The organism is Clostridium magnum DSM 2767, assembly GCF_001623875.1.
GTDB classification, from domain to species: Bacteria; Bacillota; Clostridia; order Clostridiales; family Clostridiaceae; genus Clostridium_AM; species Clostridium_AM magnum.
This window is the reverse complement of the sequence record NZ_LWAE01000009.1, coordinates 153,846-175,851: the sequence shown is the minus strand read 5'-3', so window position 1 is coordinate 175,851 and position 22,006 is coordinate 153,846. Positions and strand designations below refer to the sequence as shown.

At 30.7% G+C, this 22,006-nt stretch carries 18 protein-coding genes, 1 pseudogene and 1 riboswitch; of the genes and pseudogenes, 11 read left to right on the top strand and 8 right to left on the bottom strand.

All coding sequences use genetic code 11. The features are described from left to right. Positions 1-48 precede the first annotated feature (48 nt). The 4 genes from CLMAG_RS25555 to CLMAG_RS25540 all read right to left on the bottom strand — a co-directional run bounded on the left by CLMAG_RS25555 (position 49) and on the right by CLMAG_RS25540 (position 4,616). Positions 49-801 carry an ABC transporter permease gene (locus tag CLMAG_RS25555; RefSeq protein ID WP_066629456.1) on the bottom strand — a complete coding sequence of 251 codons (753 nt, stop codon included), beginning with the start codon at positions 799-801 and terminating at the stop codon, positions 49-51. Beyond that, positions 788-1,513 (bottom strand): ABC transporter ATP-binding protein, encoded by a 726-nt coding sequence (locus tag CLMAG_RS25550; RefSeq protein ID WP_066629454.1) that lies wholly within the window; start codon positions 1,511-1,513, stop codon positions 788-790. Before CLMAG_RS25550 ends, CLMAG_RS25555 begins: the two co-directional genes overlap by 14 nt. A 201-nt stretch (positions 1,514-1,714) precedes the next feature. Next, positions 1,715-2,956: a hypothetical protein gene (locus tag CLMAG_RS25545; protein ID WP_066629452.1), complete on the bottom strand. Its 1,242-nt coding sequence runs from the start codon at positions 2,954-2,956 to the stop codon at positions 1,715-1,717. A 457-nt stretch (positions 2,957-3,413) separates the two neighbouring features. Continuing rightward, positions 3,414-4,616 carry a pyridoxal phosphate-dependent aminotransferase gene (locus tag CLMAG_RS25540; protein WP_066629449.1) on the bottom strand — a complete coding sequence of 401 codons (1,203 nt, stop codon included), beginning with the start codon at positions 4,614-4,616 and terminating at the stop codon, positions 3,414-3,416. Between the two features lie 323 nt (positions 4,617-4,939). Here CLMAG_RS25540 and CLMAG_RS25535 point away from each other — a divergent pair. From CLMAG_RS25535 to pepF, 4 genes and pseudogenes are all read left to right on the top strand, one after another. Continuing rightward, positions 4,940-8,187, top strand: a pseudogene (locus CLMAG_RS25535) (DEAD/DEAH box helicase). A 78-nt stretch (positions 8,188-8,265) separates the two neighbouring features. After that, positions 8,266-8,880: a site-2 protease family protein gene (locus CLMAG_RS25530; RefSeq protein ID WP_066629445.1), complete on the top strand. Its 615-nt coding sequence runs from the start codon at positions 8,266-8,268 to the stop codon at positions 8,878-8,880. A 152-nt stretch (positions 8,881-9,032) separates the two neighbouring features. After that, positions 9,033-9,194 (top strand): zinc-ribbon domain-containing protein, encoded by a 162-nt coding sequence (locus tag CLMAG_RS25525; RefSeq protein ID WP_066629432.1) that lies wholly within the window; start codon positions 9,033-9,035, stop codon positions 9,192-9,194. A 133-nt stretch (positions 9,195-9,327) separates the two neighbouring features. Next, positions 9,328-11,121 carry an oligoendopeptidase F gene (gene pepF, locus CLMAG_RS25520; protein WP_066629429.1) on the top strand — a complete coding sequence of 598 codons (1,794 nt, stop codon included), beginning with the start codon at positions 9,328-9,330 and terminating at the stop codon, positions 11,119-11,121. Positions 11,122-11,139: 18 nt separating this feature from the next. On the opposite strand, the gene CLMAG_RS25515 is transcribed toward pepF, so the two are convergent. After that, positions 11,140-11,976 carry a DL-endopeptidase inhibitor IseA family protein gene (locus CLMAG_RS25515; RefSeq protein WP_066629426.1) on the bottom strand — a complete coding sequence of 279 codons (837 nt, stop codon included), beginning with the start codon at positions 11,974-11,976 and terminating at the stop codon, positions 11,140-11,142. Between the two features lie 305 nt (positions 11,977-12,281). On the opposite strand from CLMAG_RS25515, the gene CLMAG_RS25510 reads away from it, so the two are divergent. Next, positions 12,282-13,307 carry a C40 family peptidase gene (locus CLMAG_RS25510; protein WP_066629423.1) on the top strand — a complete coding sequence of 342 codons (1,026 nt, stop codon included), beginning with the start codon at positions 12,282-12,284 and terminating at the stop codon, positions 13,305-13,307. 117 nt (positions 13,308-13,424) lie between these two features. Here the strand turns inward: CLMAG_RS25510 and CLMAG_RS25505 are convergent, their stop codons facing one another. Next, positions 13,425-13,742 carry a hypothetical protein gene (locus CLMAG_RS25505; RefSeq protein ID WP_066629420.1) on the bottom strand — a complete coding sequence of 106 codons (318 nt, stop codon included), beginning with the start codon at positions 13,740-13,742 and terminating at the stop codon, positions 13,425-13,427. A gap of 128 nt (positions 13,743-13,870) precedes the next feature. Here CLMAG_RS25505 and CLMAG_RS32020 point away from each other — a divergent pair, with 128 nt between their 5' ends. Further along, positions 13,871-14,008, top strand: a complete 138-nt coding sequence (locus tag CLMAG_RS32020) for a hypothetical protein (RefSeq protein ID WP_139264212.1) — start codon at positions 13,871-13,873, stop codon at positions 14,006-14,008. A gap of 112 nt (positions 14,009-14,120) precedes the next feature. On the opposite strand, the gene CLMAG_RS25500 is transcribed toward CLMAG_RS32020, so the two are convergent. Continuing rightward, on the bottom strand, positions 14,121-14,912 hold the full coding sequence (locus CLMAG_RS25500; RefSeq protein WP_066629523.1) for a polysaccharide deacetylase family protein: 792 nt from the start codon (positions 14,910-14,912) through the stop codon (positions 14,121-14,123). A 196-nt stretch (positions 14,913-15,108) separates the two neighbouring features. On the opposite strand from CLMAG_RS25500, the gene cwlD reads away from it, so the two are divergent. Beyond that, a complete protein-coding gene (gene cwlD / locus CLMAG_RS25495; protein ID WP_242873134.1) occupies positions 15,109-15,849 on the top strand; it encodes an N-acetylmuramoyl-L-alanine amidase CwlD in 741 nt (246 codons plus the stop codon). A 362-nt stretch (positions 15,850-16,211) separates the two neighbouring features. Here the strand turns inward: cwlD and CLMAG_RS25490 are convergent, their stop codons facing one another. After that, entirely contained in the window at positions 16,212-16,985 is a 774-nt protein-coding gene (locus CLMAG_RS25490; RefSeq protein WP_066629414.1) for a LysM peptidoglycan-binding domain-containing protein, read from the bottom strand. A 4-nt stretch (positions 16,986-16,989) separates the two neighbouring features. After that, positions 16,990-17,117, bottom strand: a riboswitch (cyclic di-AMP (ydaO/yuaA leader). Between the two features lie 168 nt (positions 17,118-17,285). On the opposite strand from CLMAG_RS25490, the gene CLMAG_RS25480 reads away from it, so the two are divergent. The 4 genes from CLMAG_RS25480 (at position 17,286) to CLMAG_RS25465 (ending at position 21,854) form a co-directional block, all read left to right on the top strand. Further along, positions 17,286-17,996: an SIMPL domain-containing protein gene (locus CLMAG_RS25480; RefSeq protein WP_066629410.1), complete on the top strand. Its 711-nt coding sequence runs from the start codon at positions 17,286-17,288 to the stop codon at positions 17,994-17,996. A gap of 378 nt (positions 17,997-18,374) precedes the next feature. After that, positions 18,375-19,205, top strand: coding sequence for a YitT family protein (locus CLMAG_RS25475; protein WP_066629409.1), 831 nt, complete (start codon positions 18,375-18,377; stop codon positions 19,203-19,205). A gap of 26 nt (positions 19,206-19,231) precedes the next feature. Then, a complete protein-coding gene (locus tag CLMAG_RS25470) occupies positions 19,232-20,083 on the top strand; it encodes a GNAT family N-acetyltransferase (protein ID WP_066629408.1) in 852 nt (283 codons plus the stop codon). Between the two features lie 31 nt (positions 20,084-20,114). Then, the gene (locus CLMAG_RS25465; protein WP_066629406.1) at positions 20,115-21,854 is read left to right on the top strand and encodes an ABC transporter ATP-binding protein; all 1,740 of its coding nucleotides are present in this window, start codon (positions 20,115-20,117) and stop codon (positions 21,852-21,854) included. Positions 21,855-22,006 lie beyond the last annotated feature (152 nt).

The window sequence follows — 22,006 nt, the reverse complement described above, 5'->3', positions numbered from 1 at the left end:
TAGATTTTAGTACAAATAAGCATATTTTAAGTCATTTAGGCATAGTTCTTAAAAATCCTTTTTATCAAATAAATAATAACTTCCTGTAAATAATAGTATAACATAACTGCACATCATCATAAACTGACGAAAGATTTTCATAAAGGAAATGCTGTCCATAATCCATAGAGTGTACCAATTCATCATGCTTGTAAAAAAAAGACCAGAGTAACTTGAAAAAATGATTCCTAGAGCTTTAAAAATAATAAAAATCATAATAGATACAAAAAATACACTTATTCCACTTCTTAATATATTAGCAAAAAGTACTATAATAAGTGAAAAGACCACCATAGGAACTAATGTTACTAAGTAGGAAACTAATATTCTAATAATTCCCTGTAGTGTATAGGAATTTGAATTAAAGATAAAGCCGGTTATAGTTGAAAAAAGCATTACAAATATAAGATTTACAAGGATAAATAAGATTATAGCAGTTATTTTTGCAGTGAAAAACTTTAATCTTGTAACAGGTCTTGTAATCATAATTTTCATAGTATTTTGAGCGAATTCACCGGAAAAACTATCGATGGTAACAAGTGCAGTGAATAGTGGGAGAATTGTGTTAACAACTACGGAAAGCACAAGTAAAGGAAATTCTACACTAGATGTTCCTCTCACTCCAAAACCACTACGTAAAATAGTTATAGACAATTGTCCTAGTATTATGAAAATAAGTGATATCAATGCTGCAACTAGAACTTTCTTCTTCTTATATAACTTTTCAATCTCATTAATAAGAGCTGCCTTAAATTCTACCATTTCTTTCTACCTCGCTAATAAAGTAATTTTCAAGAGAAACATAGTTGTTCAATATATTTTTAGTAGTATCAACATTAAGCATTTTACCATTGTATAGTAAGCCAACATGGGTACAGGTAAGCTCTACATCATGAATAAGATGGCTAGATATAAAAAATGTAGTTTTTTCCTTTTCTGCAAGGTCTTTTATAATATTTCTTATATCAATCATTCCTTCAACATCTAAGCCATTTAAAGGTTCGTCCAATATAACAACTTCAGGCCTAGATAAAATTGCAGCTGATATTCCTAGCCTTTGCTTCATTCCAAGAGAAAACTTTCTTGGCTTTTCATTTTTATATTCTAAAAGTCCTGTAAGCTCTAATACTTCTTCTATTCTTTTATCATTAACATCTTTATAAAACCTTGAGAATTGTTTTAGATTTTCAAAGGCTGTCAGATAGGGATAGGATTCAGCAGTTTCTATAATACATCCTACCTTTCCCATAGCTTTTTCGAAGTCATCTAAAATACTGTGACCCAAAATTTTAACATCACCACTATCCGGTTTTACAAGTCCAGTCATAATTTTCATAGCAGTAGTTTTGCCAGCACCATTAGGTCCTAAAAATCCGAAAATATCACCTTTATGTATATCCAAATTAATATCTGTTATACCTCTTCCATTCTTATATACTTTGGAAAGATTTTTAATTTCAATAACCGTTTCCATTTATATAATACCTCCAAAATAAAATTTTTAAATAATAACCTGCTGGTAAAATACCAGCAAGTTGTTTTAACCGGACTAACTTGGCGTAAGTCTCCCACTTCTTCAAGTGGGAGTTCAACGCCAAGTAAGCCATGCATTCGCAGCTCTAAAATTCAGATGGGGTAAAAGAATCCCAATCTGAATTAAGATCTTGCTTCAATGCTAGTTGAATACTCTACTAAATTGATCGTCAAATATTAGGCTTCCTCTTCTGCCTTCATCCATGTTAAAATAAATTTTTGCAGAATGTTGTTCAATAGATATATGGCCCTTGATAGCATCAGTAGAGGAACTTGTACTACTAAAAGATCCATAAGTAGCATTATCCTTTTCAAACTTTGCTTCAAACTTAAAATCTTTTTTATTAGTTCCGTAGTCTTCATAACCCTTTGTATGTTCCTCGTAATACCTTCCGCTAATACCAGAAGAAGTAACTTCAGTAATGTCTATAAATCTTTCTCCGATTTTCTGGAATTTACCATCCTTCTCTATTAAAATATCAGTTTTATATTTTCCTATATATTTTTCAGGATTAGATAATTTACTATAATCCTGTTCTAAATTCTTTTCAACTTTTTTATCAGAAAGATCAGGTTTATTAACAGTAGTTGAGTTAATGTTAGATAGCTTTCCTAATAATTCGAAAGTTAAACTATGTTCTGTACCGTTATCATCTTTACCAGAAATCACTCCAGTGCCAAGAACGCTTTGAATTAAGCCATCTTTGTTTACTAGCATATTTCCTTTAACTTCTTTTACAAATATATCTTTTGTAATTTTAGGCATATTATTGTTATTAGAGTTATTGCCAAAGGCATTTTTAGATTGAAGAGATACTACTGCATTAACAAGTGCTGGAATTTGTGATTCACTTAAAGAACCTGATAACTGCTTGCTTCCATCTGCATTTTGAGTAACCACAACAGAATCCTTTAAATTACCTACAAGGGCATCTGCTATTCTTTCAACATCCCCAGCTTGTTTTTCTTTAAAGGGGTTTGTAAAAGAATGAACCTCACGAGGGCTTGTATACTCAGTTATAAAGTAAATATTTTGCTTACCATCTTTATTTATGTTGCAATTTTTGTCGGCATAGTAATAGTATTCGCTTTTGGTTGAATTCTCAAATCTTGAGTTTGTATTTTCCATAGCTTGTTTTGATACGTCATATTTGTTAACTGAACTCTCAGAAAAAATAGTGTTTCCATTGTCCTTTACAACAAAGGATACCTCCATAGTATAGTTTGAAAGTTTAGTAGTACAGTTTTCTGCTGTATATTTTAGAGAATCTTTTAATTGGTCATAGCCATTTTTAGATACTACCTCAGCCAAAGCTGTTGTAGCAAACATTGTAGTGCCTAAAGCAAAACTTATAAACATAGCTGTTTTTTTCTTAAACTTCATTTTGAATAATCTCCTTTTGATTCTTATTTTTATATGAAAGCCTTTCATAATACTATTTTAAAGGGTAGCTCTCTATTTTCTCTAAACTAATTATAAACAAAATATAAATTTTTTACAGGATATGTGGAGAAATAAAAAAATCAATTTTTAAATTATACTTTGAGCTGACTCTATTTTCTAAATTACGTAGTTTTCTATATAATAAGAAAACGTGCTAGTTTATTAGCACGTTTTCTTGTTATAGTTTTTAAGTTTTATCCGATGACTATCCGCTCTAATACTCCCATCTTTATACGAAACTCCTCATCCTATCGTCAGAGGAGTAAGCGATTCGCACCAAATCATAGATTTGGGCTCTCTGCTTAACTGTACGTCACGAGCGGTTATGTCCCTGGATTCGTTCAACTAAGAATCAGATAGAGTTTGAAACTCCATCTGATTCAAGTTTTCACTTCATCTAAAGCACTCTACCTGGATACTGCTTAAGTGCTTCCTCTAGAATTTTCATTGATTTTATTAGATCTTCTGCTTTTAGAGCATAAGCTATTCTAACTTCATTTACTCCTCTGCCTGGTGTTGCATAGAAGCCTTCTGCTGGAGCCATCATTAAAGTCTCTCCATCTATATCGAATTCTTCTAAAAGCCAGATTACAAACTTCTCTGAATTGTCAACAGGAAGTTTTACTATGTAATAAAATGCTCCTTCAGGTTTTCTACATACAACGCCTTCCATGTTGTTAAGAGCATCGAAAACAATATCTCTTCTTTTCTTATACTCTTCGTTAACTTCTTCAAGGTAACTTTGAGGAGTTTTATATAATGCAGCTGAACCTATTTGTTCTAATTCAGGAACAGATAATCTTGCCTGACAAAGCTTATATAACTGAGCCATAAAATCTTTGTTCTTACTTAAAACAGCACCAATTCTAGCACCACAAGCGCTATATCTCTTGGATACACTGTCTATTATTATAACTCTATCTTTAACATCTGCTTTTGCTTTAGATGCAAAGCTCTCATATTCAAGACCATCATATACGAATTCCCTATAAACTTCATCAGAAATTATAAATAAGTCTTTTTCTTTAGCAACAGCTGCTAAAACATCTAATTCTTCTTTAGTATAAGTTACTCCAGTTGGGTTTGCTGGATTTGAAATTAAAAGAACTTTTGTTTTAGGAGTAATAACTTTTTCAATTTCTGCTTTTGATGGAAGATGGAATCCGTCTTCTATTTTAGTGCTTATAGGTACAACATTTATTTCTAGTACCTGAAACATGCTGTTATAGTTTGCATAGAATGGCTCAGGAACTACTATTTCATCACCCTTATCTAGTAGTGTCATAAGAGTAAAGAGTAGAGCTTCACTTCCTCCATTCATAATTAAAACTTCATCCTTTGAAAAGTCGATGTCATAATTTTTATAATATTGAATCATAGCATCAATTAATTCTGGAATTCCGTTTGATGGAGAGTAAGTTAAAATATCTCCGCTAAAATTTTTTACAGCTTCGAAAAATAATTCAGGTGTTTTTATATCCGGTTGACCTATATTTAAATGATACACTTTTTTGCCTTTTGCCTTAGCTCCGTTAGCATAAGGTATAAGTTTTCTTACTGGAGAAGTTTCCATTGACATAATTCTGTTAGAAAATTTCATTTGTATGTTGCCCCCTATTCAATTTTTATATAATTGTCCTTTATGCAATTATATAAATAATTAAATTCATTTGCAATATGTTGAAGAAATATCAGAATTGTCAATAAAAAGAATTGCGGCAATTTAGCTGGTTTCAATTGAAAAAATTATATTTTTAGTATATACAAATTGATAAAAATTTCAGCTGAATTATAATTATAAGAGGATTATAGGCCATAGCCGATTTTCTAATTATAATATGTTTTAGTTACAGTTGCATCTATAATTGAAATTTATGCTATAATAAAAGGATTGAAAAACTTAAATTATTAGGGAGAAATACGTTGAGAGAAGATAGGTTATTACAAATATTTAATGAAGAAACTAGTGGTAAAAACTATGCTAAAGGTCAAAGGGTTCTTAATAATGATTTAGTCTCTTCTCTAGACATTACTAGTGAAGAGACTTTAATATGTATAAATGGTAATGTTATTTCCGAAAATCTTTTTAATGAGTATAATACAAGAATTGAGATGGATTCAAAGAAAAAAAGTATTTTTTCAACCTTTTGCAGCTGTTCAGATTATGAGAATAATGAATTTAAAAAAAGGAATTATTGTTGCAAGCATCTGGTTGCAACCTATTATAAAGCATTAGAGAAGCTTATTAAACATCCTCTTTTAATAGGAGAAGAAGAGGATGAAGAACAGTCGATATTTAAAAATAAAAGTAATGTGCTATACATGCTTTTAGGTGATGAAAAAGACAAGGAAGAAATAAAAATAGAGGTTTATATAAATAAAAACCAATGGAATGATAATATTACAACTGAGTTTAAAATAGGGCTTAATTCTATGAGTTCTAGCAATCTCTATATTTTAAAGGATATTAATCATTTTTTAGCAGCTTATTATAATAATGTACCTATAAATTATAGTAAAAATTTCACTTTTCATACGAAAAATCAAAGATTAAGTACAAAGGATAAACGGCTTATAAATTTTATTGAGATGCTAAAGGAGATGGAGGGAAAATACAAATATTCTAGCAGTGGTAGAGATGGGGTTGTAAATGGAAAGTACATAAATATTCCTAAATATCTAGTTAGAGAGTTTTGTGAAACTATAAGAGATCACAGAGCCTATTTAAATGAAGGATTTTTCTATAGACCTGTGGAAACAGAGATTTTAGACCAGGCTCCACCTATAGATTTTGATCTAAAGGTTATAAAGGATAACTATGTGCTTAAATCATCAGGGGAATGCCAACAGTTTTAGGTGCAAAGAATAATGTTTTTCTGTATGGTACAATTATATATCTTCCAGAATATCAATTTTGTTATAAGATAAGCCCGTACCTTCAGGTGTTTAATGAGGCCAAGGTGGTGACTATTTCAAATTTAGAGGAAGAAAATGTATTGAGGAGACTAATTCCAGATTTAAATTTTCTATCAAACAATGTTACGTTATCTAAGGCCATAAAAGACAAAATAGTAATAGATAAATGTCATTTTAGCTTCTATTTTGATAAGGAAGATAATAATATTACATTAACTTTGAAGGTCAAATATGGAGCTTTTGAGTTTAACGTATTTCAAGATTATAAAGAAAAGATTGTTTACAGGGATACTAGGAAGGAAGCACAAGTTATTGCAGAGCTAAGAGCATTAGGCTTTGAAGAAATAAAATACAAATTTTATCTTATAAAGGAAGATGATTATATATTTAGATTTTTTAAAAAGGAAGTAGATAAGCTTCGGGAAATGGGAGAAGTTTATTATTCAGAAAACTTCAAAGGAATAAAATCTATTGGTGCTAAGGGTATCAAAGGAGATATTAGAGCAGGTAAATATGATTATTTCCAGATGAATTTTAAAATAGGAGATATTCCACCACAGGAAACTGCGGATATATTAAGAGCCTTTAGAGATAACATTAAATATTATAAATTAAAAAATGGAGAATACCTTGACTTAGAAGAATTGGAACTCAATAGATTTTTAAAGCTTTTAAATGTAGTTTCTTCTGAAGATATAAATGATAATCATATTGAAATAGCTAAAAATAAAGGAGCCTTTCTTGATAATTATTTAGACGAAAATAATATTAGATATATAAAAGGAAAAACAGCATTAAAAGAGATAAAAGATAAGTTTAGGAATATAGAAAAGCTGAAGTATAAAGAGCCACAGGACTTAAAGGGTAACTTAAGAGGATATCAAAAGATAGGATACAGTTGGTTTAAAACTTTAGATTATTTGGGTTTTGGTGGCATTTTAGGTGATGAAATGGGTCTTGGAAAAACCCTTCAAACCATTACCTTTATATTATCTAATAAAGGAAGTAAGTCCTTAATTGTAGCGCCAACATCACTAATATATAACTGGATAAGTGAATTTGAGAAGTTCGCACCTACGGTATCTATAGCTGCTGTTAACGGATCAAAGGAAGATAGAGAAGAGATAATTAAGAATATAGGAAATTATGATGTTATTATAACCACCTATAATCTATTAAAAAGAGATTTAGAAAGCTATAATAACATAGACTTTGATTACTGCATATTAGATGAAGCACAAAATATAAAAAATCCAAATTCTCAAAATGCCATTGCTGTAAAAGATATAAAGGCAAAGAGAAGGTTTGCTTTATCCGGTACACCGATAGAAAACTCTCTTATGGAGTTATGGTCAATATTTGACTTTATAATGCCAGGATATCTATACGATGAAAAGAGGTTTAGTGTAAGGTATCATAAGAAGCTTAGGGAAAGCCCAGAGGTGTTAGAAGAACTAAATAAACTTATAAAACCCTTTATTCTCAGAAGAAGAAAAAAAGATGTTATAAAGGAATTGCCGGATAAGATAGAGAAAACATTGGTGGTTACATTAGATGATGAGCAGAAGAAAGTTTATAGTACCTATGCAAGTTACGTAGTGGAGCTTATTGAAAAGAAGGTAAAGGATTATGAGTTTCAAAATAGCAAAATAGAAATACTCTCTTATATAACTAAGCTAAGACAACTGTGTTTAGATCCGTCTGTATTAATGAAGGATTATAACGGTGGCAGCGGAAAAATAGAGGCGCTTGTAGAACTTCTTAATAAGAGTATAAACGGAGGGCATAGAATACTAATTTTTTCTCAATTTACATCTGTACTTAAGAATATTGGAAAGAGAATTAGCCAAGAAGGGATCTCCTTGAGTTATTTGGATGGTTCTATACCTTCAGAGAAAAGAATGAATATGGTAAAAGCCTTTAATAAAGGAGAAAACTCTGTATTTTTAATAAGTTTAAAGGCTGGAGGAACAGGATTAAATTTAACATCGGCAGATATAGTAATCCATTTTGATCCTTGGTGGAATCCAGCAGTAGAGGAGCAAGCCACAGACAGGGCACATAGAATAGGTCAAGAAAATGTAGTAGAGGTTATAAAAATAATAGCTAAGGATACAATCGAAGAAAAAATTGTAGCACTTCAAGAAGAGAAGAAAAAACTTATAGCGGGATTAATGGGAGATGAACTGTCTAATGGAGAAGTTTTTTCAGGATTAACAGAGGAAGAGATATTTGGATTATTCCAAATAGACTAAAAACAATAGTTAAAACTCATAAAATGAAAGCCATAAACATAAATATATGGTGTATGACTTTCATAGGAGGTAGCCTTTGTGAACTTCATCAGAGTTTTAGCTATTATGTATATATCATTGGCGCTGCATGAATTTGGACATTATATTGCCAGCAAAATATTTAATTTAAAGGTTAGGGAGTGCTGCGTTGGCACAGGACCTTATATATTAAAATTTTGTTTTAAAGAAACAAAGATCTATTTGAGAGTAGTTCCAATCGGAGGCTATGTAGGAACTGATGAAGAGGAATTAAATAAGGTAAATTTAGTACAGTATTGGATTATAATATTAGCAGGTATCTTAATGAATTATATGGTATGCCTTATATCTATGTATATACAAGCTTATAGAGGCATATCTTATTCCTTTAAAGTATTGATTGAATCAATAAGAAACTTTTTATCTGTAACTTCATTAAGTAGTCATTATTTACAAGGAAATATGAAGAATTTTATAGATAGTGTAAATAACATATTGATTGGTCTTAGTATATGGGAAATTCTTTTTTGTGTAAATGGGGCACTATTAATAGTTAATTTGGTTCCAATACCATTTCTAGATGGTGGTCAAGTTTTAACTATTACATCAAAAAGCATATTAGCAAAAATGAAAAATTGCTCATTGAATACAATATTTCTTAAAGATGAAAAATAATATGGACTAAAGTAAAATATTATGATATACTAATTCAGTAATAAATAGTAAGGGATTTAATATCATAAAAAACATTCTCCGCTTTTTAGTTTGGAAAATGCTTTGATTGTGAATTGTTAGATACCCAATTTAAAAAACGGAGGTACGTTTAAATGGCAGATAAGACTTTAACTTGTAAAGATTGTGGTAAGGAATTCGTATTCACAGAAGGAGAACAGGCTTTCTACAAAGAAAAAGGTTTCGAAAATGAACCACAAAGATGCCCAGATTGCAGAAGAGCAAGAAAACAACAAAGAAATAATAAGAGATACTAATCAGTATTTTCTATAGCTACTAGCTTTGCTAGTAGCTATTTTTGTTTTTGTGGTATAATAAATAAAGTAAATTATGGGAAAACTTCTTTTAGAAAATTAAACAAAATCTAATAAGTTAGGAGAGATTGTTACTATGTCAGAAGTTAAGGCTTTAAAAAGTAGAAATGAAGTAGAGAAAAAATATAAATGGAATGTTGAAAAAATATATGCAGATAACGATAAATGGGAAAATGATTTCAATGAGCTAAAGGGTATGGTGCCGCAGTTATCAAGCTATGTTGGAAAACTTAATAATGGAAAGGAACTTCTAGAATATCTAAAACTAGAAGAAAAGGTATCAAGACTTGCTGGAAAACTGGCAGTTTATGCTCATTTGAGAAGCGATGAGGATACTGCAAATCCAACATTTCAGGCTCTAAGAGATAAAATATATACCTATTTTGCTGAAATACAAAGTATTCAAGCTTTTTTCGTTCCAGAGATATTAAGTCTTTCAGAGGGAACTATTGAAAAAGAAGTAGAAAGGGTACCTGAGCTTAAAATGTATAAATTTTTACTTGAGGATATTCTAAGAAAGAAGCCTCATACCTTAACAAAGGAAAAAGAAGAACTTATAGCTGGAGTATCAGATTGTCTTCAAGCACCTGATAAAATATTTAGTATGCTTTCAGATGCAGATATGACTTTTCCTACCATCAAAGATGAAAATAATAATGATATAGAGCTAACGGAGGCCAACTATGGAAGGTTCATACAATCAAAGGATAGAAGAGTGAGAAAGGATGCATTTAAAGCATTATTTAATACTTACAAAAATTATAAGAATACCTTTGGAGCATCATTAACCTCCTCCATTAAAAACTTTGTATTCATATCTAAAGTTAGAAATTATAGCAGTGCTTTAGAATGTTCCTTAAAGCCTAATAATATTCCACTTGAGGTATACCATAATACTGTAGACACTATTAATAAAAATATAGAAGCGTTGCATAGATATGTTAAAATAAAAAAGAAGCTTTTAGGATTAGATGAGATTCATATGTATGATTTATATGTTCCCATAATAGATAGTCCTGCTATAAGTATAGAATTTGAAGAAGCACTAAAAACTGTAAAGGAAGGATTAAAACCTTTAGGTGAAGAATATTTAAATATTTTTGAAGAAGGGGTAAAGGAAGGCTGGATAGATATTTATCCTAATAAAGGTAAGAGAGGCGGCGCATATTCTTCCGGTGACTATGATACTATGCCTTATGTGCTTTTGAATTATGATAACAAATTAAATGATGTATCTACATTAGCTCATGAAATGGGGCATTCTATTCACTCCTATTATTCAAGAAAAACTCAGCCATATGTTTATGCTGACTATTCTCTCTTTGTTGCAGAGGTTGCTTCAACTACAAATGAGAATCTGTTGATTAATTACTTAATTAATAAGGAACAGGATAAAAATAAAAGACTTTACCTTATAAATCAGCAGCTAGAGCAAATTAGGACTACAGTATTTAGGCAGGTTATGTTTGCTGAGTTCGAAAAGGTAACTCATGAAAATATGGAAAAGGGAATACCTCTTACCTCAGAAGATCTATCAAAGATTTGGCATGAATTAAATGTGAAGTATTTTGGTCCAGAAATGATTGTAGATGAAGAAATAGATATTGAATGGGCGAGAATTCCACACTTCTATAGAGATTTTTATGTTTACCAATATGCCACAGGTTATGCAGCAGCTAACTCTTTTGCCCACGAAATACTTGAAAAGGGTGAAACAGCAGTGGAGCTTTATAAAGGATTCTTAAAGAGTGGTTCAAGTGAGTATCCTATAAATGTTCTTAAAAAAGCAGGGGTTGATATGACTACGCCTAAACCATTAGAGGACACTATAAGAAGGTTTAATCAGTTGTTGGATATGATAGAGAAATAAGTAATGGGGCTTGCCCCATTACTCAAAATTGCTATTGTAGTCTACAAGCCATCTGCCATCTTCATATTTAAGTTTATAAGTAGAGTAGTAATGTTTTGGATTAGGCTTATTGTCTATTGAGTAATTATTTTTATTGAAATAATCACAGGTAAATTGGAGTGTATTACTATCTAGATATTGTTTATTGATTAGGGCAATAGACTTCCAATCGGTGCTTTCCCCCCAGTCACCACAAAGTTCAGCATAACTATTATTTACGTATCTAGTTCCTAAATAGTTCATCATTACTTTACTCATTTTATCGGTATAGTAGTTTCTTAAGAATTTATAGACTCTTTCTTCGCTGTTAAATTCATCTGTAAAGGCAAGGTAGGCTTTACCATCTGAATTTAAAATTTTATCATTTTTTCGTGAATAGCACATCTTAATAGTGTTATCTTCTACGTTTTTCAAAACATCTTTTATTTCATTATCCGTTAAGTACTTCTTTATACTAAAATTAATGTTTTTTTCCTCATTCAAATGCTTATTTTCTACTGAATGAAGATTCGAAGTTATTTTTAATTTATAAGACTCATCTATGTTATATCCTGTTGATGGAGGACTAATTAAAATGGATTTGGTGTCTTTACCTAGGGATAAAGTTACAGGAACTAAATTTCCTTTACTATCTAATACTGATATAGAGCTTTGGGTCAATTTGTCAAAGTTGATTTTTTCATTAAACTTTATTGTCCATATCTTGAAGGGATCGGAAGATACTATATCTTTTATGGAAGCCCCATGAACATCATTATATATTGGCAAAAGAAAAAAACATATTGCAATTAAAAATTTAACGTTTTTTTTCAGCACAATAAAAACCTCCTTAGTAAGTAAATATAATTTATTATATTGTTAAAAGATAATTAATATGTTTGAAAGTTAGTTTCTGCTATAATATATAAGGGCAGATGCTTTAGCCAGTGATTACCATATAAAACATTATTTTTGATACAGAGTTTGCACAAAAGATATGTTATAATAATTGAGGTTATTATATGTAATATAAAGTAAAATATTTGTGATATGTTTTTAAGAATTGATATATACATTAAAAGGGGTATTTTAAAGGCATAAAAATATAGAATCTTTATTAAAAGAATGAAAGGGAGATGTTGATGAATAGAAGAGTAGGGGTTATTGCAGCAGCATTAGCTTTTAATTTTATGTTTAGTTTAACTGTATTAGCCGCTCCTGATACTAATAATAGTAACCAAACCGTTCAGGTTAACGGTGGGATAGAGGCTCAAATTCAAAACTTAGAAAGCAGTATAGAAAAATTAGATAGCCAAATAGAACAAACATTAAAAAATATAGATGAAAATAATAATGGAATAACTAAAACTGAAAATGATATAAAAAAGTTACAAGATCAGATAAATTATGCAGAGAACGATATAAAAGATCACAAAAGCGTGTTAAACAAGAGAGCTAGGGCATTTTATATTAATGGCATTAATGGATATATGGAGATGATAATGGACTCCAAAAATTTTGATGATTTTATATCAAGAGTAGATTCTATTAAAAGAATTATGAGTTATGATGAAGATATTATGAATGATTTAAGCAAAAAAAAGCAAGAGATAGTTGAACAGAAAGAAAAACTGCAGCAGGAAAATAAGAATCTGTTAGCATTGAAGGCAGACAATGAAAAAAAATTAGCCAAGCTTAATGAAGATAAAGAGAATCAGAAAAAATTAATTGAACAGCTAAAAATAACCGCATTAAATGATCAGTTAAAAGGAAAGCTTGCCAGTCTAAATATATCTTTGGAGTCTTTGCCATCTAAAGATAACGAGATTATTAGTTATTCATATAAGTTTTTGGGTATACCTTATTTATGGGGAGGAACTACGCCTAGTGGCTTTGATTGTTCTGGTTTTGTTCAATATGTTTATGCAAATTTTGGCGTTGGAATTGGAAGAACAACTTATGATCAGATAAAAGATGGAAGAGAAATACCAGTAAACCAGCTTCAACCTGGTGACTTAGTATTTTTTGGAACCTCCAGTGATCCACATCATGTAGGTATGTATATAGGTAACGGAATGTATATACATGCACCCCATACTGGAGATGTAATTAAAGTTTCACAGTTATCAAATCGGGGTGATTACTTAACTGCCAGGAGAGTTAAATAACATATAGAAAATAAGCACTAGTAGAGGTACTGGTGCTTATTATTAGAGTATTTAATGAATACAAGATCTACTTCAAGCTCACCAGGAATAACTGGTGAGCTTGAATTTTACATGATATTAATCCCAGTCATCGTAGTATGAGTAGATAAATGGAAAGATGTATGGGTAGATATATGGTCTTGGATAATAATATGGATATCTGCGTCTACGCCTACGTCTTCTACGACGTCTTTGTCTGTATCCTGGATCGTCATCAAATTCATCTAAATCATCATCGTATTCATCTGAGTCGTCCCATTCACTCCTCATAGACATTGAATCGTTGCATAGGGGACAATAATACATAGGATAAGTAGGGTAATTGACATTTGTATCCTGAGAGTAGTCTTCTACTACTTCCTCAGTATTGTCAGTGTTATAGTCAATTGTACTCATTTCATGCCTCCATAAAATTTACTACACTATCATATTATGAAGAACAAGAAAAAGTGTTAACAAAAATTAAAAAAGTATATACATAAAAAGTTTACTTACACATATGCTAACCATTAGAGGTGATATTAATGGTTAACAAACATAAAGTAAAGGATAAGCAATATGCAAAGTTAGGAATAAGAAAAAATTCAAATGGGGATTTTGAATATATAAACCCCAATGATAAGAATAAATCAAAATATAAACCAGTTAGAAATGAGTCTTAGTTGAAGCTAAGCTCTTTTTTTCTTTCTTAGCAGTCTAAAATTACACATTTAGCAGGCATTTGTTTAAGATAAAGTGAAAAAGATTAACTTTCTTTAAAGTGATAGGTCTTAATTATTTGCTAGTCATGATATCCCAAATGCTTTTTAGTGTTCTTTTTGATGGTGGGAAATAAAGCTCCGGGGTATCTTCTGTAATTGGTTTGAATATATAACCTTGCTGCTTATAATAGTCTATTATTTCTGGTAAGGCTTTGCAAGTATTCTTGTGCATATAGTCACAATGCATTAGTAAAATAATAGGAGAAATTGAATCATTGTCTGCAGTAGCTTCTTTGAAGAGTTTATTGGAAGATAAATTAGGATTAATTCCGTCAGACACCTGAAGATTCCAATCATATATTTTAAAATTTTCATCGTGCAATCTGCAGAGAAATTCATTATTTAGATGTTTTCTACTTCCGCCTGGAAATCTAATAATATTTGGGTTAACACCAGTAATGTTATTAATTTCATCACTACAATGCTTCATTTCTTTAATAAAATTATCATTATTATTGTATATACGCTTAAATTTATGAGTATAGGTATGTAAACCAATACTATGGCCTTCTTTATGAATCCTCTTTACAGTATCTTCAAATCCTACAATTTGATTTCCTATGAGAAAAAAGGTTGCCTTTACGTCTTTTTCTTTTAGAGTATCCAAAATTTTATTTGTAGTAACACTAGGCCCATCATCAAAGGTTAAGTAAATGATTTTCTTCTCTATATTTTGTTGATTTGTCAAAGATATATTTGTGCACATTTTACCAAATGAAGGGGTAACTATTTTCTCACACATAGTCTGTGTGAGAATTAAAGCTATAACTAGAAAGACTAAGGGATATGAAAATTTTTTCAATATACACTTCAATAAACTCACCTCTAATTAATAAAAAATAAAGTATATCCTGCAGTAAACTGTAGAACATGTCTAATTTAGTGTTCTCATAACCTATGGGTTTAATAGCTTGAAAATTTTACAATTGCTTACCATACCAAATAAAAAATACAAACCTACATAAAATACTCCATATAAGTTTATGTTGGAGGTGCAGCTTGTGTTTAAAATTAAAAAAATTGTATTAAGTATTCTTTTAATATCTATAGCAATAGTACTTGTATTACTAAAAGACATTAATTATCAATCAATAAGTTGTATGACACCTGTTCAAGCAGATGATGAAAAAATTATATTAATCGACCCAGGACATGGAGGTATTGATGGGGGAGCTGAATCTAAAAGAGGTACCATTGAGAAAGATATTAATTTAAGTATAAGTCTTAAGCTTAGAGATAGCTTGAATAAGTTAGGTTACACTGTTCTCATGACCAGAGAGGAAGATAAAGGTCTTTATACCGAAAGTGGAAGTATGAATAAGAAAAAAATTGAAGACTTAAATAATAGGTGTAAAATTAAACGAGAATCTAATTGTGATATTTTTGTAAGTATTCATCAAAACTTCTTTGATGAAAGCTATTATAGTGGTGCGCAGGTTTGGTATTCAAAAAATGAAGATAGCGGAAGACTAGCCCATATTATTCAACAAAATTTTAAAAAAGATTTAAATAATAAAAATAAAAGAGTAGAAAAATTAGGTAACTCATATAAGGTGTTAAGATGTTATTGCTCTATACCTTCAGTAATCGTGGAATGTGGCTTTTTAACAAACCCCCAAGAGGAGAGAGAACTAATGAAAGATGAGTATCAGGATAAGATAGCAGAATCTTTATCTAAATCTATTGAAGAATATTTTCAGGAGGTCAATAAAACTAGGGCCATTTGGAAATTTAAATTCTAATATCTTGGCAAAAGGTTAGCACAACATTTGTGGTACTGCATATAATATTATTAAACGAGGGATAAAAATAAGAAAAGTGCTAGTACTAATTTTATTGAAATAAAGGGGCGGGGGAAAACCTCTGCCCTTAATTTATTATATAGTTTAAATATAAACTGAATTACAAAATTCAGTAACATTGTACAAGCCTTATCATATAATAATATTAAACAAAGGATAAAAATAAAGAAATTACCGGTATATTTTTTTATTGTAAATTATAGGGCAAAGGTGTCATTTAACCTTTGCTCTTTTTTAATTTAGTAGCTTCTGAAAAAGAAAGGGGGCTGCTGGATAAAATTCTATCCAGCAACCCCTGTATTTTAATAAAAAGAGAACACCATTCTATCTACTCTAAGAGCAACAGTTTTAGACCAAAGCCATTTGTTAGTTGTACTATCATCGAAGTAGTATAGAGCTCCATTAGTAGGATCAGCCCCTCTTATGGCCTCTAAAGCTGCTTTTCTATCCTCATCAGTTGCAGGTTTGTTAATCATTCCATTAACAACTGGTGTAAACTGATGATAGCCTCCGTCTACTTGATATATTACCTTAGTAATTGTATTAGGAAAACGAGAATCTTGAACTCTATTTACAACAACTGCGCCAACTGCAACTTTAGCACTGTAAGGTTGACCTTCTGCTTCTGCTTTTATTAATCTTGCAAGCAAATCTACTTCTGAATCTGTATATGAAACAACTGCACTAGGTACAGGTGTAGATTGTCCATTATTAGCAGATGAACTAGGAATGTATAGTGTTTGTCCTGAATAAATTGCGTTATCCCATTTGTTATTCAATTGTCTCAATGAATATAGGGATACGCCAAATTTCTGTGATATTAAATAAAGGCTGTCCCCATTTTGAACAGTGTATGGTTTACTTGGGATATTTAATGTTTGACCAGGATATATCATAATACTTGAAAGATTATTATTTTGTATTATTGTATTTACGCTGGTATTAAAGGTTTTACCTATCTGGTACAAAGAATCACCAGGAGCAACTGTATAGCTAGCAGCTTGTACAGATTGCATTGAAAGAAACGTTAAAGGCATAGCCAGTAACAAAGATTTTAATTTTTTAAATTTAAGCATTTATTTTTTCCTCCTCTTTTGCCTCCGAGGTTAGTTGACGGGTTCGGGTTGAGGTCCCCTACTTTATAAAAAAGATTCACCCCTATAATAAGATCCCCCGTACTCCATGTGGAGATTCGGCTTGTTTTCAAGTGTAATTCTAACAGGCATTCTAGGTCAGTTCTATAGCAGATTAGAGGTAAAACTGGATTTATTATGGCGTAGAGTTATAATAATGAATAATCTTTGTAACATTTTGCAAAAAGAATCATATTATAAAAGGGAGCTTTGTTTAATATTTACAACAAAGGGGGAAAGTGTATGATTTATGTATCACCATTTGCATCTAGATGCGATTGTAACTCTCAATATCCATATTCTTATAACTTTAGATCAAATACAAGTAATTACCAAATGAACATAAGTGGAAAAGGAAGTGTTATGGTTACTCCTGATATAGCTACGGTTTCATTAGGAGTTATAACAGAAAATAAAGAACTAAAGGTTGCTCAGGAAGAGAATGCTGTAAAGTCAACACAAGTGGTTAATAGCTTAATTAATAGTGGAATTGAGGAAAAAGATATAAAAACTGAAGCTTATACAATAAATCCAGAATATGATTATATTGAGGGTAAACAAGTCTTTAGAGGATATAGGGTTACACATACTTTTAAGGTTATAATAAAAAATCTAAAAAAGGTTGGGGAAATAATTGATTCTGCAGTTGCCAGTGGAGCTAATACAGTTAGCAATATTAATTTTACTATTTCAAACCCTTCAATATACTATAAAAAGGCATTAAATCTTGCAATTGATGATGCAGTAAGAAAGGCAGAAAGTATGGAATCCAGTTTGAAAATTACCATTAATAGAATACCTATTAGCATCGTTGAAGAGGGGCAAAGCTATACTCCTATAGCCGAAAAGGTATTGTATAGCGCGCCTGCTGCAGTTACACCAATAAAAGAAGGACAAATTGAAATTATTGCAAATATAAAAGCAGTTTTCATTTATTGGCCAAAAGCTGTCTAACTCTATACTAGATTTAAACTGTATATTGAATTCGTTTTGTCATCTTCTACATGAAAATCTTTGTTTTATTGCAAAAAAATGATATTATAAAGTAAGGTTGTTAAATAAAGTCCGCAGACTTTATTTAAGAATCTTACTTTCAATGTAAAAGTGTATTAGGTGATTGAAGCAAGATCTTAATTCAGATGGGGATTCTTTTACCCCATCTGAATTTTAGAGCTGCGAATGCATGGCTTACTTGGCGTTGAACTCCCACTTGAAGAAGTGGGAGACTTACGCCAAGTTAGTCAGGTTAAACTTCAAAGGTTTTGGAAGGACAAGTACTTTCAACAGTATTGATCTAATATTTGAAGTTTTATTATCAGGGAGGTTTAAAATATGAAAAACAAATTATTAAATTTAGCGATGATTGTATGTGGAATTTTTCTGTTTTCTTTTGCTTTAAATGTATTTTTTTCTCCTTATCATATTGTACCAGGAGGAGTTTCGGGACTCGCAATAGTTCTTGAATACATAACACACGTAAGAAAATCAATTATAATAGGTGTTCTTAATATACCGATTTTTTTATTAGGTCTACTTATACTAGGTAAAAAATTTGTTGCTAATACAGTACTTGGTGTTTTTTTAGTTCCAGTATTTGTTGAATTGACTAGTTCCATTGGAATCATAACAAAAGATGTATTATTGGCAACAATATTAGGTGGTGTTACTGCTGGAGTTGGAATAGGTATGTTACTGACTAATCAAGCATCACTAGGAGGTACTGATACAATAGCTAAAATGATATCTAAATATATACCTAAGCCTGTTGGTAAAATAATGATGTCCATGGATCTTTTAATAGTTTTATCTACACTTTTGGTATTTGGAATAGAAGAAACATTATATGGGATTGTGGCTGTATATATAATTTGCAGAGTCCTTGATATATATATAAAAGGATTTAAAGATTCTAAAACAGTATTTATAATATCAGATAAAATTGAGGATATTAATAAATCTATTTTAGTAGAACTGAATGGAAGAACAACAAAGCTTGAGACTAGAGGTGGGTATACAAACAAAGAAAGCATAGTTTTGATGTGTATTGTTAGTAATAGTGAACTAATCAAGTTAAAACAGATTGTAAAGAATATTGATGAAGATGCACTGGTTCTAGTTCAGGATTCCTATGAAGTTTACGGCAAAGGCTTTGGACTAGCATAATTAAAGAATAAAAAGGGGAAATGAAGATGATAAGCTATAAAAGATGTTCGGAAATAGATGTAGACTTAGTTTATGATGCTTTTCAAATTGGTTTTTCTGATTACATTATAAAAGTCCAAATGCCAAAAGAACTTTTTATAAATAGATTTTTCCATACAGAGGGAAATAGTCTTGAGAGATCTTTTATTGCCCTGTACAAAAATAAAGCTATTGGAATCGTTCTTGGTGGAATTAAGCAGTATGAAGGGATAAAGACAATGAGATGTGGAACTTTGGCTATAGATCCTCAGCACAGGGGAAAAGGTATAGGACAAAGATTAATGAAGCTTCATAGGGAAGAAGCTATAAAACACAAATGTAAGCAATTATTTTTAGAGGTTATTAAAGGAAACGACAGAGCCATAAGCTTTTATAAAAAAATAGGATATGAAAATATTTTCAATTTAACATATTTTTCACTTAGTACATTTGATGTCCTTGACAAAAGCAATAAGTTAGGGGTTAATATAAAACAAACAGATATAAAAGAACTAAAACTAGTAAGAGAAAAAATAAAGGATATACATGTCAATTGGCAAAATGATATTGAGTATATTGAAAAATCCAAGGGTCAAATAACATTGGCTGCATATATTAAGGAAAAGATAGCTGGTATTATTAGTATAAATGAAAATACTAGAATCAATTTTTTATGGGTGGAAAATGGATTAAGACATAATAGAATAGGTACAAATCTAATTGCTAGAGCAGTGAAGGAGCTAAATCTTTCTAAGGTAACAATAGGTTTTCCTAATAATGCTTCAATACAAGGCTTCGTTAACTATATGGGATTTAAGAGAGAGGCCATTGCTCAATACGAAATGTATTATACTTTATAACGTATCCTAAAAGGAAGGAGACTTTTAACTAATGAAAATTTTACAGAAATTTATAAGTTATTATAAGCCATATAAAGGAATGTTCTATATGGATATGTTTTGTGCATTTATGCTATCACTTATAGATCTAGCTTTTCCTGTTATGGTAAGCTTTATGGTAAATAACATATATACAAGAAGTCAGAGTGAGATATTAAAGTATGTAATCTTAATCGGGACAGGTCTATTTTTGATGTATATAGTCAGATATTTTTGCCAATATTATATAACTTCTTGGGGACATATTATGGGTGCAAGAATGGAGGCAGATATGAGAAGTGACATATTTAGTCACTTGCAGAGATTGTCTTTTTCTTATTATGACAACACAAATACGGGAAAACTTATGTCTAGGATAGTTACGGACTTGTTTGACATATCAGAACTTGCCCACCATGGACCAGAGGATTTATTTATATCCCTACTTAAGATAATAGGTTCTTTTGTGATACTTATGAGTATAGATGCTAGGATAACGACCATATTGTTTTTAATAACGCTCTTCATGATATATTCTTCCTATTTTTATAATAAAAAAATGAAATCAGTGTTTAAAAACAATAGAGAAAAAATAGCTAGTGTAAATGCTCAAATTCAAGATAGTCTTTCAGGGATAAGAGTTGTGAAATCATTTTCAAATGAGCACATAGAAAATAAGAAATTTGAAAAGGGAAATGATGCTTTTCTGAAGACAAAGGAGAATAGTTATGCTATCATGGGAAAATTCTTCAGTATGAATGGATTTTTTCAAGGAATTTTGTACCTTTCAGTAGTGATTTTGGGAGGAATATTTATAAGCAATGGAAATTTTCAGGCTAAGGATCTTATGGTTTATATTCTATATATAAACATTTTTCTGAATCCTATAGACAAGCTTGTAAACTTTACAGAGCAATATCAAAGGGGAATAACAGGTTTTGAAAGATTCCTAGAAGTTATAAATACTCATCCAGATATTGTAGATAAAAAGGATGCGATAGACTTAAAAGCTCCAAAGGGAGAAATTACTCTTGAGAATGTGTCATTTAGCTACGATAATAAAAATTCAGTTCTTGAAAATATTAGCATAAATATAAAAGCAGGAAAAACAGTCGCTATTGTAGGCCCTTCAGGAAGTGGTAAAACTACTTTCTGCAGTATAATACCAAGATTTTACGAAGTAGATAAAGGATCCGTAAAGATAGATGGTATTGATATTAGGGATATCAAGATAAAATCACTGAGAAGTAACATAGGAATAGTCCAACAAGATGTATATATGTTTGCAGGAACAATTAAAGAAAACATTGCCTATGGTAATCCAAAGGCTACAGATGAACAGATAATTGAAGCAGCTAAAATGGCAAATGCCCATGAATTTATAATGGGACTTGAAGAGGGGTACGATACTTATGTAGGTGAGAGAGGAGTCAAGCTATCAGGTGGGCAAAAGCAAAGAATATCAATAGCTAGAGTTTTCCTAAAGAATCCTCAGATATTAATTTTGGATGAGGCTACATCTGCCCTTGATAATGAGAGCGAGAGATTAATACAAAGATCACTAGAGCTTCTTTCAAAGAATCGCACAACTATTGTAATAGCTCATAGATTAAGTACTATAAGGAATGCAGATGAAATAATTGTGCTTACTGATGAAGGGATAAAAGAAAGAGGAAATCACGATGAACTTATAAACAGTAAAGGGGAGTATATGCGCCTTTACAATATGCAGTTTGAGCAAGCCTTAGTATAGAAGTTATAAAAGAATATAAAACTTGAACACAATATAATAAGTACATTTTAACACCTGCCTGTAAGCAGCTTCAATAGCTGCCTACAGGCAGGTGTGCTTTTTTCTTAATATAGAAAACTGCAGATGGATAAACAACGAAGTGTCTACATATA